The sequence below is a fragment of the Mycobacterium sp. GA-1199 genome, assembly GCF_001500045.1.
GTDB lineage: Bacteria > Actinomycetota > Actinomycetes > Mycobacteriales > Mycobacteriaceae > Mycobacterium.
This window is the reverse complement of record NZ_LQIX01000012.1, coordinates 371,216-384,307: the sequence shown is the minus strand read 5'-3', so window position 1 is coordinate 384,307 and position 13,092 is coordinate 371,216. Positions and strand designations below refer to the sequence as shown.

At 66.1% G+C, this 13,092-nt stretch carries 16 protein-coding genes and 2 tRNA genes; 8 read left to right on the top strand and 10 right to left on the bottom strand.

Annotated elements, in window-relative coordinates; genetic code table 11:
- Positions 1-44: 44 nt before the first annotated feature.
- The 4 genes from AU198_RS10950 to AU198_RS10935 all read right to left on the bottom strand — a co-directional run bounded on the left by AU198_RS10950 (position 45) and on the right by AU198_RS10935 (position 4,082).
- The gene (locus AU198_RS10950; RefSeq protein ID WP_064348100.1) at positions 45-356 is read right to left on the bottom strand and encodes a hypothetical protein; all 312 of its coding nucleotides are present in this window, start codon (positions 354-356) and stop codon (positions 45-47) included.
- 99 nt (positions 357-455) lie between these two features.
- A complete protein-coding gene (locus tag AU198_RS10945; protein WP_064348099.1) occupies positions 456-3,071 on the bottom strand; it encodes a helix-turn-helix transcriptional regulator in 2,616 nt (871 codons plus the stop codon).
- A 91-nt stretch (positions 3,072-3,162) separates the two neighbouring features.
- A complete protein-coding gene (locus tag AU198_RS10940; RefSeq protein WP_064348098.1) occupies positions 3,163-3,603 on the bottom strand; it encodes an SRPBCC family protein in 441 nt (146 codons plus the stop codon).
- 38 nt (positions 3,604-3,641) lie between these two features.
- Entirely contained in the window at positions 3,642-4,082 is a 441-nt protein-coding gene (locus AU198_RS10935) for an SRPBCC family protein (RefSeq protein ID WP_064348097.1), read from the bottom strand.
- A 32-nt stretch (positions 4,083-4,114) separates the two neighbouring features.
- Between AU198_RS10935 and AU198_RS10930 the strand changes: the two genes are divergently transcribed.
- The 3 genes from AU198_RS10930 to AU198_RS10920 all read left to right on the top strand — a co-directional run bounded on the left by AU198_RS10930 (position 4,115) and on the right by AU198_RS10920 (position 5,193).
- The gene (locus AU198_RS10930) at positions 4,115-4,558 is read left to right on the top strand and encodes a nuclear transport factor 2 family protein (protein ID WP_064348096.1); all 444 of its coding nucleotides are present in this window, start codon (positions 4,115-4,117) and stop codon (positions 4,556-4,558) included.
- A gap of 63 nt (positions 4,559-4,621) precedes the next feature.
- Positions 4,622-4,975 (top strand): UBP-type zinc finger domain-containing protein, encoded by a 354-nt coding sequence (locus AU198_RS10925; protein WP_064348095.1) that lies wholly within the window; start codon positions 4,622-4,624, stop codon positions 4,973-4,975.
- Between the two features lie 29 nt (positions 4,976-5,004).
- Entirely contained in the window at positions 5,005-5,193 is a 189-nt protein-coding gene (locus AU198_RS10920) for a hypothetical protein (RefSeq protein ID WP_064348094.1), read from the top strand.
- Between the two features lies 1 nt (position 5,194).
- On the opposite strand, the gene AU198_RS10915 is transcribed toward AU198_RS10920, so the two are convergent.
- The 3 genes from AU198_RS10915 to AU198_RS10905 are packed head-to-tail and all read right to left on the bottom strand — an operon-like array spanning position 5,195 to position 8,426.
- Complete coding sequence (locus AU198_RS10915; RefSeq protein WP_064348093.1) at positions 5,195-6,178, bottom strand: NAD-dependent epimerase/dehydratase family protein; 984 nt, start codon at positions 6,176-6,178, stop codon at positions 5,195-5,197.
- A 40-nt stretch (positions 6,179-6,218) separates the two neighbouring features.
- Positions 6,219-7,781, bottom strand: coding sequence for a phytoene desaturase family protein (locus tag AU198_RS10910; protein WP_064348092.1), 1,563 nt, complete (start codon positions 7,779-7,781; stop codon positions 6,219-6,221).
- 48 nt (positions 7,782-7,829) lie between these two features.
- A complete protein-coding gene (locus AU198_RS10905; RefSeq protein ID WP_064348091.1) occupies positions 7,830-8,426 on the bottom strand; it encodes a TetR/AcrR family transcriptional regulator in 597 nt (198 codons plus the stop codon).
- Between the two features lie 72 nt (positions 8,427-8,498).
- On the opposite strand from AU198_RS10905, the gene AU198_RS10900 reads away from it, so the two are divergent.
- Genes AU198_RS10900 through AU198_RS10890 form a run of 3 tightly spaced genes read left to right on the top strand, consistent with a single transcriptional unit; the run spans position 8,499 to position 10,265 of the window.
- A complete protein-coding gene (locus tag AU198_RS10900) occupies positions 8,499-8,993 on the top strand; it encodes a DUF2834 domain-containing protein (protein WP_064348090.1) in 495 nt (164 codons plus the stop codon).
- 28 nt (positions 8,994-9,021) lie between these two features.
- Complete coding sequence (locus AU198_RS10895) at positions 9,022-9,480, top strand: ester cyclase (RefSeq protein WP_064348089.1); 459 nt, start codon at positions 9,022-9,024, stop codon at positions 9,478-9,480.
- On the top strand, positions 9,477-10,265 hold the full coding sequence (locus AU198_RS10890; RefSeq protein WP_064348088.1) for an MBL fold metallo-hydrolase: 789 nt from the start codon (positions 9,477-9,479) through the stop codon (positions 10,263-10,265). Before AU198_RS10895 ends, AU198_RS10890 begins: the two co-directional genes overlap by 4 nt.
- Here the strand turns inward: AU198_RS10890 and AU198_RS10885 are convergent, their stop codons facing one another.
- Complete coding sequence (locus AU198_RS10885; protein WP_064348087.1) at positions 10,266-11,105, bottom strand: SDR family NAD(P)-dependent oxidoreductase; 840 nt, start codon at positions 11,103-11,105, stop codon at positions 10,266-10,268.
- Between the two features lie 247 nt (positions 11,106-11,352).
- On the opposite strand from AU198_RS10885, the gene AU198_RS10880 reads away from it, so the two are divergent.
- Together AU198_RS10880 and AU198_RS10875 are read left to right on the top strand one after the other, a co-directional pair.
- On the top strand, positions 11,353-12,102 hold the full coding sequence (locus AU198_RS10880; RefSeq protein ID WP_064348086.1) for a cysteine hydrolase family protein: 750 nt from the start codon (positions 11,353-11,355) through the stop codon (positions 12,100-12,102).
- Positions 12,087-12,851: an AmiS/UreI family transporter gene (locus tag AU198_RS10875; RefSeq protein ID WP_082690955.1), complete on the top strand. Its 765-nt coding sequence runs from the start codon at positions 12,087-12,089 to the stop codon at positions 12,849-12,851. The genes AU198_RS10880 and AU198_RS10875 overlap by 16 nt, the downstream gene beginning before the upstream one ends.
- Before the next feature lie 33 nt (positions 12,852-12,884).
- On the opposite strand, the gene AU198_RS10870 is transcribed toward AU198_RS10875, so the two are convergent.
- Both AU198_RS10870 and AU198_RS10865 read right to left on the bottom strand, forming a co-directional pair.
- A tRNA-Phe gene (locus tag AU198_RS10870) sits at positions 12,885-12,961 on the bottom strand.
- Between the two features lie 42 nt (positions 12,962-13,003).
- Positions 13,004-13,080, bottom strand: a tRNA-Asp gene (locus AU198_RS10865).
- Positions 13,081-13,092: the final 12 nt, after the last annotated feature.

Genomic DNA, 13,092 nt, shown 5'->3' with positions numbered 1-13,092 from the left:
TTCGCGTGGGGCGGAGTCTGCGGGGAGCCCGCTTCGGAACAAAGTCACAGCCTTCGCATTTCACGCGCCATCGCGGCGGACTCGAGGAAAGCCTCGCGACGGGCTGGATAGTGTCGCGGCGGAAGATGGTCCTCTGCCGACACCACATCGTGCGCGTGGCTCGACAGTATCGCTCGCACGGAGGCGACCAGGCCGTGCGCGGGCTCTGTTCGTGGCAACAACGTGGCGGCTGCCGTGCTGAAGGCCACTTCGCTCTCGGTGATGATCACCGGCGGGTGGCCGGTCTTGTCGACGACATGCTCGATCGCCTTGATCTCTTTCCGGGACTCGGCGGTCGCTGTGAACAAAACTGACATCTCATGCCTCCCGCTCGGCGTGGTGTTCAGTCGATCGTCGGCTCCCGGCGTCATGACGAGCGCAGTAGATCGCCACTGCAGTTTCAGGGGTCGCGAGTGTCAGTACTTAGACGACGTGCCTCGAGACAACAGCGCGCCCAGCTCTTCGCGGCTGGTGGTTCCGGTCTTCGCCATTGCCCGGTAGATGTGACTTTCGACGGTGCGCACGGACAGGGTCAGTCGCTGGGCGACGGCGCGGTTGGACAGTCCCTCGCCGATCATCATCGCGATCTCCTCTTCGCGATCGGTCAGAGGCAGGGGCTCGGCGGCCCGACGAAACGCGGGGGTACTCGCACCGCACCGCTCGGCCAGTGCGGCGGCGCGCGTCACGCAGCTCAGCGCCGATCCGCGCTTGTCTTCCCGACGGTATGCCAGGGCAGCGTGAGCGGCCGCGTCCAATGCGGCTACGGGATCGCCGATGTGCTCGAAACTCTCTGACACCGACGCGAGCTCGCCGGGATCACCGTTGTCCAAGGCTTCGGCGAATCGCGCGGCGAGGCCGACGCGAGGTCCTTCAACCAGTGACTTCAATTGGCGAAGCCGTGGCCCGCCACCGCGGTAGCCGAACTGCGTGGCGGTTTGAAGGCACAGCACCTCAGCGGCGAACTGCCCCTCGACGCAGGCCCGCTCGACGGCTGACACCATCGTTGCAATCGCCTCGCTGACTGCGCCCTGGCTGGCGGCTAGCCACGCTCGCATCAGAGCCTGGTCGTAATACAGGAAGCGGAAGCGGCGCGGCATCGTGGCCAACGTGGCCGAAGCAGCGCCGGCATCCGCAGCCATGCCACGCATCGCCAGTGCAGTCACCTGAGGGATGCGGTAGCGGTACCCCCACCCGTTTGGGTGTACTGCGCGCAGCCCTTCGACGGCCTGTTCCAGCAGTGCACATGCGCTGTGCAGATCGCCGGCACCGAGCGCGGCCCGGCCAGCCACCGCGGCACCAAGCAGTTGAGCAACGCCTGGCAGGTCGGCAGCCTGTTCGCGGGTCCGCTCGGCTACCGCCGTCGCGTCGTGAACGAGGCCACCGAGAAGCAACGCACTGACTTCTGCGTCCGCGATGTTGAACCTCATCTGTGGCGCGTCGAGAGTGCGAGTCGCGACCGCATAGCCGGCATCCGCGTATGCGATCGCTTCAGTGGTCCGTCCGGCGTCCGCGCAGATCTGGGCAAGCGCCCAGGCAATTTCGGCGCCGACAACAGGGATATCCTGTATCGCAACCCTTTTCGAGGCGTCCAGCGCCTTCTCCGGCTGATCCATTGCGAACCAGTAGACGGTGAGGAAGGCGTCGAGGTACGTGCGGGCGGCGGCAGTCGTACTCGGTGGCACGTCGTCGACGAGTGCCTTCGCGCGAATGGGATCACCGAGCGCCCACAGAAGGTTGCTGGACCGAAGAAAGGCGAGTTTGGCGCGGTCATGATCGGTCAGTTGGCTGGTGTCGATTCCGGCAAGCAAAGCCTCTGCATCCTCACCGCGCCCCAGCCAGGACAGGGCGTGCGCGCGAACGAAGTTCGATTCCGGCCCCGCTCCGCAGTCAGTTGCTGCTTCGGCGAGCCGATCCGCGAGCGCGAGGTCACCCAGCCAGACGGCACCGTACGCCGCCCTGACCAGTAGCGCGGGGTCGGGCGCGAGGTCGGAGTCGAGGCTCAATGCGGCGCGGCGCACGACGACGCGAATGTCGTCAGCGTCCGTCGACGCCGCGAGTTCCGCTACCACTGCACCACGCAAACGCCGCAGTCGGCTGAGTGGGGCACGTCTTCGGCGGACCTCACCATAGAGCGGATGCGCAACTCTTACCTCGATGTCACCGCCTGCAGGCTCCAACGCGATCAACCCGCGGGTTTCGGCCTCCTCGACGGCCGCCACATCGGTGATCCGCGTGAGCGCCCCCAGGTCGATCGGCTCTGCCACAGAGACCACGTCGATCACATCGGCGACGGGTTCAGGAAGGACTCCGATGCGGGATTCGACGAGCTCAGCCAAGCCCGCCGGAATGACGGCATCACCAACCCAGCGCCACGACCCATCCCGTGACAGGATCCGGCCGTCGGCAACTTCCTGCTCGACGATATTCCTCAAATAGAGAACGTTGCCGCGGGTGAGCATCCAAAGTCGTGAAGCGGCATCAGGGTCAAGCCGGCCCCCCAATACTGCCGTCAAGAACGTGGTCGTTTCCTCCAACGACAGATGCCGCAAAACCAGTCGCACGAATTCGCCGGTCGCCCAGATTTCTTGAACGGACGGGGGAACAGGTTGGCCGTCGCGAACGGTGAGTATCACCTTGGCGGCGCCGCGCTGCACGACCTGGTGCACGGCGAAGGTCGACAAGTCGTCGAGCAGGTGCGCGTCGTCGACACCGAGAACCGAAGTGTGGGCGGGCGAAGCCGGGGCGAGGGCCTCGATGACTCCACGCAGAAGCGCAAGGGTGTCCGTGGTACCCGCAGGAGCCCAGGCCGCGAAAGCGCCGAGCGGGACGGGTCTGGCCGAGGAGGCACCGGCTGTCCAGCAGGTCTCAAAGCCTGCCGACGCCGCTTCCGCCAACGCCTCGCGGAGGATCCGGCTTTTGCCGACCCCTTCTGAACCGCATATGAGCACCCCGGAAACATCCGCGGCCGCGATAGCGGTCGCGATCGTTCGCAATTCCTGTGTGCGCCCAATTAACGGCCACGACAAACGCACGCCATGAGCCTAGGAGCCGTGTAGCCCGCTACGCGGAGAATTCGCGAGTTCGGCCTCCCGACGGCCGACTTCGGTCAGCCGGCTCGACCGGTCAACGGCTCTTGACCTGACGTACTCGTTTGCGCAGTCCGTCGGTCGCCGTCTCCATCAATCCTTTGGCGCCCTTCTTGATCAGAAAGCCGGGCAACGGCACCAGCGGGTCGACCATGAGCTCGAAGCGAACTTTCGTGGTATCGCCGTCGGGGGTGAGCGTGTACCGACCTTGCTGCGCGCGTTGCTGTTTCGAACTCTCCAGAGTCCAGCCGACACCGTCGTCGTGGACGGTGTAGTTGAGAACCTGCTCGTCGGAGATTCCGACGATCTTGACGACCTGACGCGACTTGCTGGGCCGCCCCTCGTCGTCGCGTTCGAGGACCTCGACCTCCTGATGCGCCGAGGACCACTCGGTCAGCGATTCGAGGTCGGTCAGCACGTCGAGGATCTCCTGAGGTGTCGCCTCGATGACGACCTCGCGAGTTTCGGTGACAGCCATGCCGGATTGATTGCCAACCCTGCGCGCGTCGAAACCGGTCAGCTCCGCTTGAGTTTGAGGACCTGTTTGCGAAGACCGTCGGTGGCGGCCTCCAGCCCGCCCTTCATCGCGCGCTTCAACACGAAGCCCGGAATCGGTACAGCGGGGTCGACGGTGATCTCGAACCGGACCTTGGTCTTGTCGCCGTCGGGTGTCAGGGTGTACGACGCGCTCTGCGTCTTGAGCTGGCTGGATTCGATCAGCGTCCAGCCGGCCGCGTTCTCACCCCAGGTGTACTGCACGACCTGCTCGTCGGAGATACCCATGGTCTTCAACTTCAGCCGTACGCGGCCGGGCCGTCCATCGGCGTCTCTGTCGAGGACCTCGGCGCCCTGGTGCTGGGGGGACCAGTCGGGGGCGGACTCGACGTCGGCAATGACGTCGAGGATCTCGGCCGGGCTCGCGTCGATCACGACCTCGCGGGAATCGCTGGTAGCCATGTCGCGACCCTAGCCCGGTTACGGTTGACCGCATGGAACTTTGGGAGCTTTGCGCACGGGAACGCATCAGGGACACCCTCGCCCGGTACAACTGGTCGGGCGATGCGATGAGGCTGCCCGAACTCGCAGCCGCCTTCTGCGAGGACGGCGTGCTCGAGGTGCGCGGCACCGAACCCGCGCGGGGCCGGGCCGCGATCGTGGACTATCTGGGCGGTGCCGTCGCGGCGCCGAACGCGGCCGCTTCGAAGTCGGACGTCAAGCGCATCGTGCGTCACAACGTGACGAACGTCCAATTCACCGATGTGACGCCGGATGAGGCGCGGGTCTCCTGTTATTTCACGGTGTTCACCGAGATCGGCCTCGACCACTACGGCCGCTACCGCGACGTGTTCGCGCCGGTCGGTGACGACTGGTTGATCCGCCATCGGTTCGTGTCCACCGATTGGAGCGCACCGAATTCGACGATGGCCCGCTAGAATCGCCGCAACCGCAAGACAATTCGGCTGCTGTGAGCATGCGATCGTAGGTAGGCTCCGGCCATGGACGCTGCAGTGGACCCGTCCGTTCCGCCGAGCGGGACCGGGTGTTCCGAGTGCGACGCAGTGGGCGGCTGGTGGGTGCATCTGCGTCGATGTGCGGCATGCGGTCACATCGGGTGCTGCGACGACTCGTTGGCGCGGCACGCTTCGGCGCACTGGCGCGAGACGGGACATCCGGTCATCCGCTCGTTCGAACCGGGTGAGGACTGGTTCTGGAACTACGCCACGAACGAGTACTACGACGGGCCACGACTCGCCGCGCCCGAGTCGCGGCCCCACGACCAAACCGCCCCCGGTCCACGCGGGAGGGTGCCCGCGGATTGGACAGCGCAGCTGCGCGCTCGCAGAGACTGAAACCTCGGCTCGGCGGGTATCCAACGCCGGTGAGCGACGACAAGAAGGACAACCCCGACACCGCCGAGACCGACGCCGGGTCCGCCAACGCCGACGACGATGTGCAGAGCGACCCGGCCAGGGGCACCGACGGCACCGAAGAGGAAGGCGTCGACTGGTCGGATGAGGGCGGCGCGATGCCGAGCGGCCCCGCCGACACCGGCGATCACACCCAGTGACTCAGCGCAGCGAGTCGGCCAACTCCGTAAGCGTCTGCGCTGACGTGTATTTCGGTTCCCAACCGAGCTGACTCTTCGCCTTGCTGGTGTCCATGACCACCGACGTGCGGCCGATGTGCACCCACTCCAGCGCGGACGGGACGAACGGCAGCCGGGCGACGACACCGGACGCTGCGGTCGCGGCGACCTTGGGTACCCGTACCGGGCGGGCGCCGAGTTCGCGGGCCACGTCGCTCACCGTGATCAGCCCGTCGCCCGCGATGTTGTAGGCGCCCGGCTCCGCAGACGTGGTGGCGGCCAACGCGATCGCGGCCGCCACGTCGTCGTGGTGGACCAGCTGCAACGGGATGCCGGGATCCGGGACCGGTGTCTTCAACAGCGGAACGGCGTCGGATAGGCGCTTGACCGGACCGGGCAGCCGGGTCCACGGCATGTTGTCGGCCAATGCGGGCGCCTTCGGTCCCGCGACGATGCAGGGCCGCAGCACATACACCTCCAACGACGAACCGCCCACGATGTCGGCCAGCGCCGCCTCGCACTCGGCCTTCTGCTCGGAGTAGTAGTGCTCGGGTGACCCGCGCGGCGGCACGTCCTCGGTGAGCGGAACCGGGTTGTCGCTGTGATATCCGTAGGCGGCGACCGACGACGTGTACACCAGCCGCCGCGGACGCGCAGCCGCCACCGTCGCCTCGAAGACATTGCGGGTACCGGCCAGGTTGATCCGGGCGCTCTCCTCCCGCGAACCCATGATGATGAACGCGAGGTGGACCACGACGTCGGCGCGCCCGACCAGCGCGTCGACGGCCTCGCGATCGAGGATGTCGCCCTGCAGGTACGTCGTCTTCGACCAACCGTGCTCGGCCGGGTCGAACGGCCGACGAGCCATCCCGATGATCTCGTCGACCTCCGCGACGCCTTCCAGTGCTTCCACCGCCGACTTGCCGATCTCACCCGTCGGCCCCGTCACCGCCACCGTGATTCCCATGCGCGCCGCATTCCCGGTGCGGACGGGTCGGAAACAGCCTTTAGGACATATCGGTCAGCGCCTGCTTGGCCGCGTTGTAGCCCGGAATGAACGTGATGCCGGGACCGCCGTGGCAACCGGCGCTGCCCAGGTACAGCCCGTCGATCGGAATGGGCTGGTCGACATAGCCTTTGGGTCCCGGCCGGTTCGGGCCCATCTGGTCGGGATGGATCAGCCCGTGGCAGTAGTCCCCTCCCGGCGCACCGAACATGGTGCCCATGTGTTTGGGCGTGAACGTCGTGTGCCGCAGGATGAGGCTCTCGAAGTTCGGGGTCAGCCGGGTGATCTTCTCGATCACACGTCGGCCCATCTCGACCTTCATCTCGCCGTAGCCGTGCTCGCCGTCCGAGATCGGGAACCAGAGCGAGAACGCCGAGGCCGCATGCTTGCCCGGCGGCGCCAGGCCGGGGTCGTTCACCGACGGGATCTGCAATGCGATCGCCGGGTCCGCGGGTACGACGCCGCGCCTGGCGTCCTCCCACTGTTGTTGGAGTTCCTCGGGAGTGCTGAAGATTCCGATGTTGGACTGCATGGCGGGATCGTTCAGCAACTCATACGGCGGCGCGAACTGCGGAATGCCGTCGAGTGCGAAGTGCATCTGCAGATAGCTGCCCCGGTGGTCCAGGCGCGAGAAGCGGTCCCGCACATCCGCAGGGACCGCGTTGGGGTCGACGAGGCCGTTGACCGTCAGGTCGGGTGCGACGCCGGAGACGACGATCGACGCCGACAGCGATGTGCCGTCCTCGAGCCGCACTCCGGTGACCCTGCCGTCGGCGACCGTGACCTCCACGACCTTGCTACGCAACCGCAGTTCTCCGCCGTTGGCGATGAATGTGTCGCACAGATGCGACGTGAGGGCTCCGATACCGCCTCGGAGCTTTTTGACAAGTAACGCGTTCTCGTCGGGAACGGCGAAGCCGTACGCGAGGGCCGCGGCCGTCCCCGGGGTGGCCGGCCCCCGGTAGGTGGTGTTGCATGCCAGCAGCGACAGCATGCCGCGCAGCGCACCGTTCTTCTCCTTGTCCGGCAAGTAGCGGTCGAGCACGTCGGTGACCGAGCCGAACAACAGGTCGGTGATCGTCGAGCGCTCGAATTCGGATGTCGCACAGGCATACATCTCATCGAGCGACTTCGGGGGCCGGCCCGCGTCGAACCGGCCCAACGCCCGTGTGGGCGCCTGGCACCATGCCATCAACCCGGCCATGCCGTTGACGGCTTCTGCGCCGTGTACCTCGTTGATGTGTGTCAGGAGTTTCACCGGGTCGGTGTAGTAGACCAACGGCTCGTCACCCACGCCTCGAAGCGACACCGACATCACGTCGAGGTCGACGGTCGGCAGAGAGTCGAGCCCGAGTTCGCGGCTGACCACCGCCGACGTCGGGATCTGCACCGAGCCGGCGATCTCGAATTTGAACCCGTCGAACAATTCGACCGTGGAAGCCATGCCTCCGGCGTACAGCTTCGCGTCCAGGCAGAGGGTGCGCACACCGGCTTTCTGCAGCACGGTGGCCGCGGTCAATCCGTTGTGCCCGGCACCGATGACGATGGCGTCGAAGTCGCTCATGGGGTGAGGCTGGCACCCCTCCCGAGTTTTGTCAATAATGACAAAACGTCAGCCGGCGATGCCGTCGGCCAAGGCGCGCAAGGCCTCCCCGGTCAGCCGTGACAGCTCGGGAAGCGAGCGCTCGTCGCCGAGCATCCACACCTCCATCGCGCCGAAGACCGCGGCGGCGATGCACCGGGCGGTGACCGTGATTCGCATCCGCTCGTGGGTGGAGACGTCGGATTGAAGACCCTCGGCGAGGTGCTCCGCAATGACCTCGGCGAAGTCGGCTTCCACCTGGCGCATGTGCCGCACCACCCGGCCGGGTTCGAGTTCTTGTGCGCGCAGGGCGGCGGTCTGCGCGACGGCCCAGTCGTCATACGGGCGGGCCATGATTGCGCTGTGCACCGCCTCGATGATCGGCTCCTTGGGGTCGCGGGCGGCCAGCGCCGAGCGGAACCAGTCCAGCCCGGCGTAGTCGGCGAACAGCAGATCGTGTTTGGACGCGAAGTGGCGATAGAAGGTTCGCAACGACACACCGGCATCGGCCGCGATCTGTTCGGCCGACGTCTCTTCGACCCCCTGCGCGAGGAACCGTACGACCGCCGCTTTACGCAGCGCTTCGCGGGTGCGCTCACTGCGCGCGGTCTGGGCCGGACGGGGCATGTGCATGAAAGTACCCGAATCTAGTTATGTCAATATTGACAAAACTGTGCCCGGTGGTGAGAAACTCCGATCATGGTTTCGTTGATCATTCACCTTGTCCTCGGGTTCGCCACGCTGGCCGTCATCGTCAAGGCGAATCCCGCGATCTTCGCGCGCTACCCGTCGGGTCCCCGGGTCACCAAGCTCGAGTTGTTCTACTACGTCGTCGGCGTCGCCTCGGTCATCCTCGGCTACTACTTCAACAACCAGTTCGTGGCCGAGTATGCGCCGGCGGGTGGGCTGCACAACTTCGTATGGGGCCCCGGCAGTTGGTCGGAGTTCATCGCGCTGGGCTACGACAACCCGGCTGCCAGTTCGGCCAGCCAGGACTACACGATCATGAGCCTGCTGTTGTTCCCCGCGTGGTTGCTTGTCGACGGTCGCAGGCGCGACGTCAAACACGCCTGGCTGTATCTGGGCTTCATCCTGTTCGCCAGTTCGGCATTCGCCTGGGCGTTCTATCTGGCGACAATCGAGCGGCAACACCGGCATCAGTCGATCGCCGCGAAGGTCAAGTCGCCAGCCTGACGACGCGCGCGGCCGTACAGTGCGTTGCATGGTCACCGACGCGCTGCGCCAACGACGGCTCGAGGTGATCCGTGTGCACATGGACACCGAGGTCACCAAGGAGTTCGACGCCACCCTCGCGACGTTCAAGAACGAGTCCGGGGGACGGCCTCACTACGAGATCATGGCCACCGGCCAAGTCTTCGACGGCGACGACGAGGTCATGGCCTACTACCGGAGCACACGCACGGCGTTCCCCGATCAGCGCCACGACAACGTCAGGTTCCATGTCGCCGACGACGCCGTGATCGTCGAGTTCGACCTGCTCGGAACGAATCTGGGCGAGTTCTACGGGTTGCCACCGACGGGCAAGGCGTTCCGCGTACCGGTGGCCGCAGTGTTCTTCTTCGAGGACGACCGCATCGTCAACGAGCGAATCTACTTCGACTCCGCGAGCCTCGTGACCCAGATCGGTCGCACCGAGCTGCTCACCGGAGCCGCTTCGTGAAGGTTCACCATCTCAACTGTGGATCAATGCATCCATGGGGCGTTCCCGTGCTGGTCTGCCATGTGCTGCTCGTCGAGACCGACAACGGGCTGGTGCTCGTCGACAGTGGATACGGGCTGGCCGACTGTCGGGAGCGGGCGCGCCGAACCGGCCCCACCCGCCGCCTCTTTCGGCCGTTCTTCGACCCCGACGAGACCGCCGTCCGGCAGGTGGAACGACTGGGCTTTCGTCGCGAGGACGTCCGCCACATCGTGGTCACGCATTTTGACATCGACCACATCGGCGGGATCTCCGACTTTCCCCACGCCGAAATCCACTGCACCGCAGCCGAAGTACTCGGGGCGATGCACCCGCCGACACGGGGCGAACGCTTCCGGTTCCGATCGGCCCAGTGGGAGCACGGTCCCAAGATCGTCGAGCACACCCCCGCCGGGGAGAAGTGGCGCGGGTTCGCCGCGGCCAAGGAGCTGACCGAAGTCTCGCCGGGAATCGTGCTGATGTCCTTGCCCGGCCACACCCGCGGGCATGCCTGCGTGGCCGTCGACGCGGGTCATCGCTGGCTGCTGCACTGCGGGGACGCGTTCTACCATCCCGACACCATCGGCGGCCCGGGGCGGATCGCCCCTGTCCTCGGCGCGTTCGAGAAGGTCGCAGCGTTTGACCGTAAACAGGTGCGCGACAACCACGCTCGGCTGGCCGAGTTGTACCGCCGCGGCGAACCCGACCTGCTACTGCTGTGCGCGCACGATCCGGGGCTGCTGGCCTACGCGAAGAAGACCGCCTAGCTAGCGGGCGGCGCGCTTACGAAGGGATGCCTGCAGGCGCTCGAGCACGTCGAAGTAGCGCGTTGGCGCGAGTCGGGCCAGCGCGTCGAACATGTAGGCGTCCGGACCGACGAGGATCCGGGCCTTACCCGCCTCCACACCGCGGTGGATGATCTCCGCCGCCTTGTCGGGCTGGGTTCTGGTCATCGCCGCGAACTCCTCGACCACCTGCTCCTTGGTCGGTCCGCCCGCCTCTTCGTGGAACCGCCCGTTGCGCACGATGTTGGTGTTCACGCCGCCGGGATGTACGTTGACCGCCGACACGCCGGTCCCACGCAGCTCCTGACGCAACGAGTCCGTGAACCCGCGAACCGCGAATTTCGCTGAGCAGTATGCGCTTTGGCCGGGCATACCAACCAAACCGAAGACGCTCGACGTATTGACGATCACGCCCTCGTCCTGCTCGACGAGCATGGGCAGGAACGCCCGGGTGCCGTTCACGACACCGTGGAAGTTGATGTTCCACAACCAGTCGTCGTCACCTACCACGGCGTCGAGCACGGTTGATCCGAGCGCGACGCCCGCGTTGTTGAACACCGCCCCGATCGGTTCGGGTGCCCACGCCCGCACCTCGGCGGCGAAGTCGTGTTGCGCCTCGGCATCGCTGACATCCAGAACCCGCAACAGTGCCGGGCCCCGCAACGACGCCTCGGTCTCCTTGAGGCCCTGTTCGTCGACGTCGGCGATGGCCACCGGGCAGCTGTGCGACGAGAGCCGCTGCGCCAGTGCGCGTCCGATGCCGGATGCCGCGCCGGTGATGACCGCGGTACGACCGCTGATCGTCCTACGCTGCTTGCTCATGGTGGACTGCCCGCCTTTCTGGTACACCGAGGTACCGATACGGTACGCGGAGGTACCGCATATGACAAGGGCGGTTCATTCGCGCATTCGCGGACGAGACGCGATGAACTCGCGCCGATTCTAAGTGTCTGGCCGGGCTTCTCCCCGTGGGACGATCACGGTGCGCACGTTTCCTCGTTGTAAATGCCCGGGGCCGTGGATATTTCACCGCTCCCGGAACCTGTCCACCCACGAGAAAGTAAAGACCTTGACCGCCACCATCGACACCCCTTCGCGGCTGACTCCCCTGGAGCCGGTCCCGCTCGATCCCGCGGACTTCCCGCCCACCAACGTCGACTCCATCCCTCCCCTGGCCGCACACTGGCAGAAGCTCGACTTCCGCGAGATCCTGAGCCGACCGGCGGCCTTCCTGTCGGTCAGCCAGTCCAATTCCCTCTACAAGCCGGGTGGCGTGCAGTACGCCGAAGGCCACGCGCTGCGCGGCAGTCTCGACGCGACGGTGAAGGCCGTACGGGCGGCGCGCAAAGCACCGAACTTCCTGTCGTTCAACTGGATCGGCTTCTCGGTGTTCCGCAAGGACTATCCACAGACGGCCTTCGACCGCGTCCAGTACGAGAGTTGGACCGGCCACATCGACGCGACACCCGAGCAGATCGCCTGGGACAACGCCCTTGTCGACGAGCTGCGCGAATTGGTGGAGCCCGGTGACAACGAACTCTACGAAAAGGCGCTTCAGACCGCGTTCGTCGGCACCGACCTGCCCGGTGCGCTGATCCGGCAGAAGATCGAGGTCGTCGTCATCACCGGAATCCACCTCGACTGGTGCATCGAAGGCAACGCCCGCGCCGCGCGCGACCACGGGTTGCTGCCCATCATCATCGGCGACGCGACCGGTGCCGCGCGTCCCGATCAGGAGCCGGCGGCGTTCGGCCGCATCAACGAATTCTTCGCGCCGGTGATCTCCTCGGATCAGTTCGTGGGATGGGTGGGCCGCTGATGGGCAACGTGGGCCTGCTCCTCGTCGGCGTCGTCCTGTTCGTCAACGGCCTGGTCTCCATCGGGATCGTCAAACCCAGAAGTGCCGCGCCGCTCAACCTGTTCGTCGGCGCGGCGCAGGTCGTTCTGCCCACGCTGATCCTGGTGCAGGCCGGCGGCGACGCGGGTGTCGTCAACGGGACGTGGCCAAGCCTGCTGTTCGGGTTCACCTATCTGTGGTTCGGGCTCATCCAGATCTACGATCTCGAGCCGCAGGGGTTCGGCTGGTACAGCGCGTTCGTCGCCGCGATCGCACTGTTTCATGCGGTCAAAAGCATCGGGACCGATCCGGTGTTCGCGGTCATCTGGGCCACGTGGGCAGTCATGTGGACGCTGTTCTTCGTGTTGCTCGGTCTGGGGATCAGCCGGGTCGGGTCGTTCGACCTCGGCCACTTCACCGGGTGGGTGCTGATCCTGCTCGGGATCCCGACGTGCACGCTGCCGGCGATCTTCCTGTTGAACGGCGCCTGGTCGGTGTCACCGGTGGCCGGCGTCGCGGCTCTTGCCGCCCTCGGGGCCGGCGTCGCCCTGTCGACGGTCCTTGCCAGGCGCACCGCACGGGCGGACAAACCCGCGTCGGTCTCTGCGCCTGTCCCGGTCGAGGTCGTGCCCGCCCGACAGGGAGCCCACCGTGCCGCAACCGGTGTAACTGCAACTGAGAAGAGCCGGCGGCTTCGGGAAACCGGAGCCGCCGGTCGCGTTGTGCGGTGACAACCCAACGGTCGCCGACGAGCTCACGAGAGTTGGTGGCCAGGGCCGGGATCGAACCGGCGACCTTCCGCTTTTCAGGCGGACGCTCGTACCAACTGAGCTACCTGGCCCGGAAGGCACCGCTCGGGCGTAACCCAGATGCCTCGCCGCAATGGCGACCCTGACGGGACTCGAACCCGCGACCTCCGCCGTGACAGGGCGGCGCGCTAACCAACTGCGCCACAGGGCCTTGCTTGCGTCC

Bases quoted from the DNA above. Each gene is read 5' to 3' on its own strand.
- AU198_RS10950 (WP_064348100.1), bottom strand. From the start codon at position 356: ATGTCAGTTTTGTTCACAGCGACCGCCGAGTCCCGGAAAGAGATCAAG.
- AU198_RS10940 (WP_064348098.1), bottom strand. From the start codon at position 3,603: ATGGCTGTCACCGAAACTCGCGAGGTCGTCATCGAGGCGACACCTCAG.
- AU198_RS10935 (WP_064348097.1), bottom strand. From the start codon at position 4,082: ATGGCTACCAGCGATTCCCGCGAGGTCGTGATCGACGCGAGCCCGGCC.
- AU198_RS10930 (WP_064348096.1), top strand. From the start codon at position 4,115: ATGGAACTTTGGGAGCTTTGCGCACGGGAACGCATCAGGGACACCCTC.
- AU198_RS10925 (WP_064348095.1), top strand. From the start codon at position 4,622: ATGGACGCTGCAGTGGACCCGTCCGTTCCGCCGAGCGGGACCGGGTGT.
- AU198_RS10915 (WP_064348093.1), bottom strand. From the start codon at position 6,178: ATGGGAATCACGGTGGCGGTGACGGGGCCGACGGGTGAGATCGGCAAG.
- AU198_RS10910 (WP_064348092.1), bottom strand. From the start codon at position 7,781: ATGAGCGACTTCGACGCCATCGTCATCGGTGCCGGGCACAACGGATTG.
- AU198_RS10905 (WP_064348091.1), bottom strand. From the start codon at position 8,426: ATGCCCCGTCCGGCCCAGACCGCGCGCAGTGAGCGCACCCGCGAAGCG.
- AU198_RS10900 (WP_064348090.1), top strand. From the start codon at position 8,499: ATGGTTTCGTTGATCATTCACCTTGTCCTCGGGTTCGCCACGCTGGCC.
- AU198_RS10895 (WP_064348089.1), top strand. From the start codon at position 9,022: ATGGTCACCGACGCGCTGCGCCAACGACGGCTCGAGGTGATCCGTGTG.
- AU198_RS10885 (WP_064348087.1), bottom strand. From the start codon at position 11,105: ATGAGCAAGCAGCGTAGGACGATCAGCGGTCGTACCGCGGTCATCACC.
- AU198_RS10875 (WP_082690955.1), top strand. From the start codon at position 12,087: ATGGGTGGGCCGCTGATGGGCAACGTGGGCCTGCTCCTCGTCGGCGTC.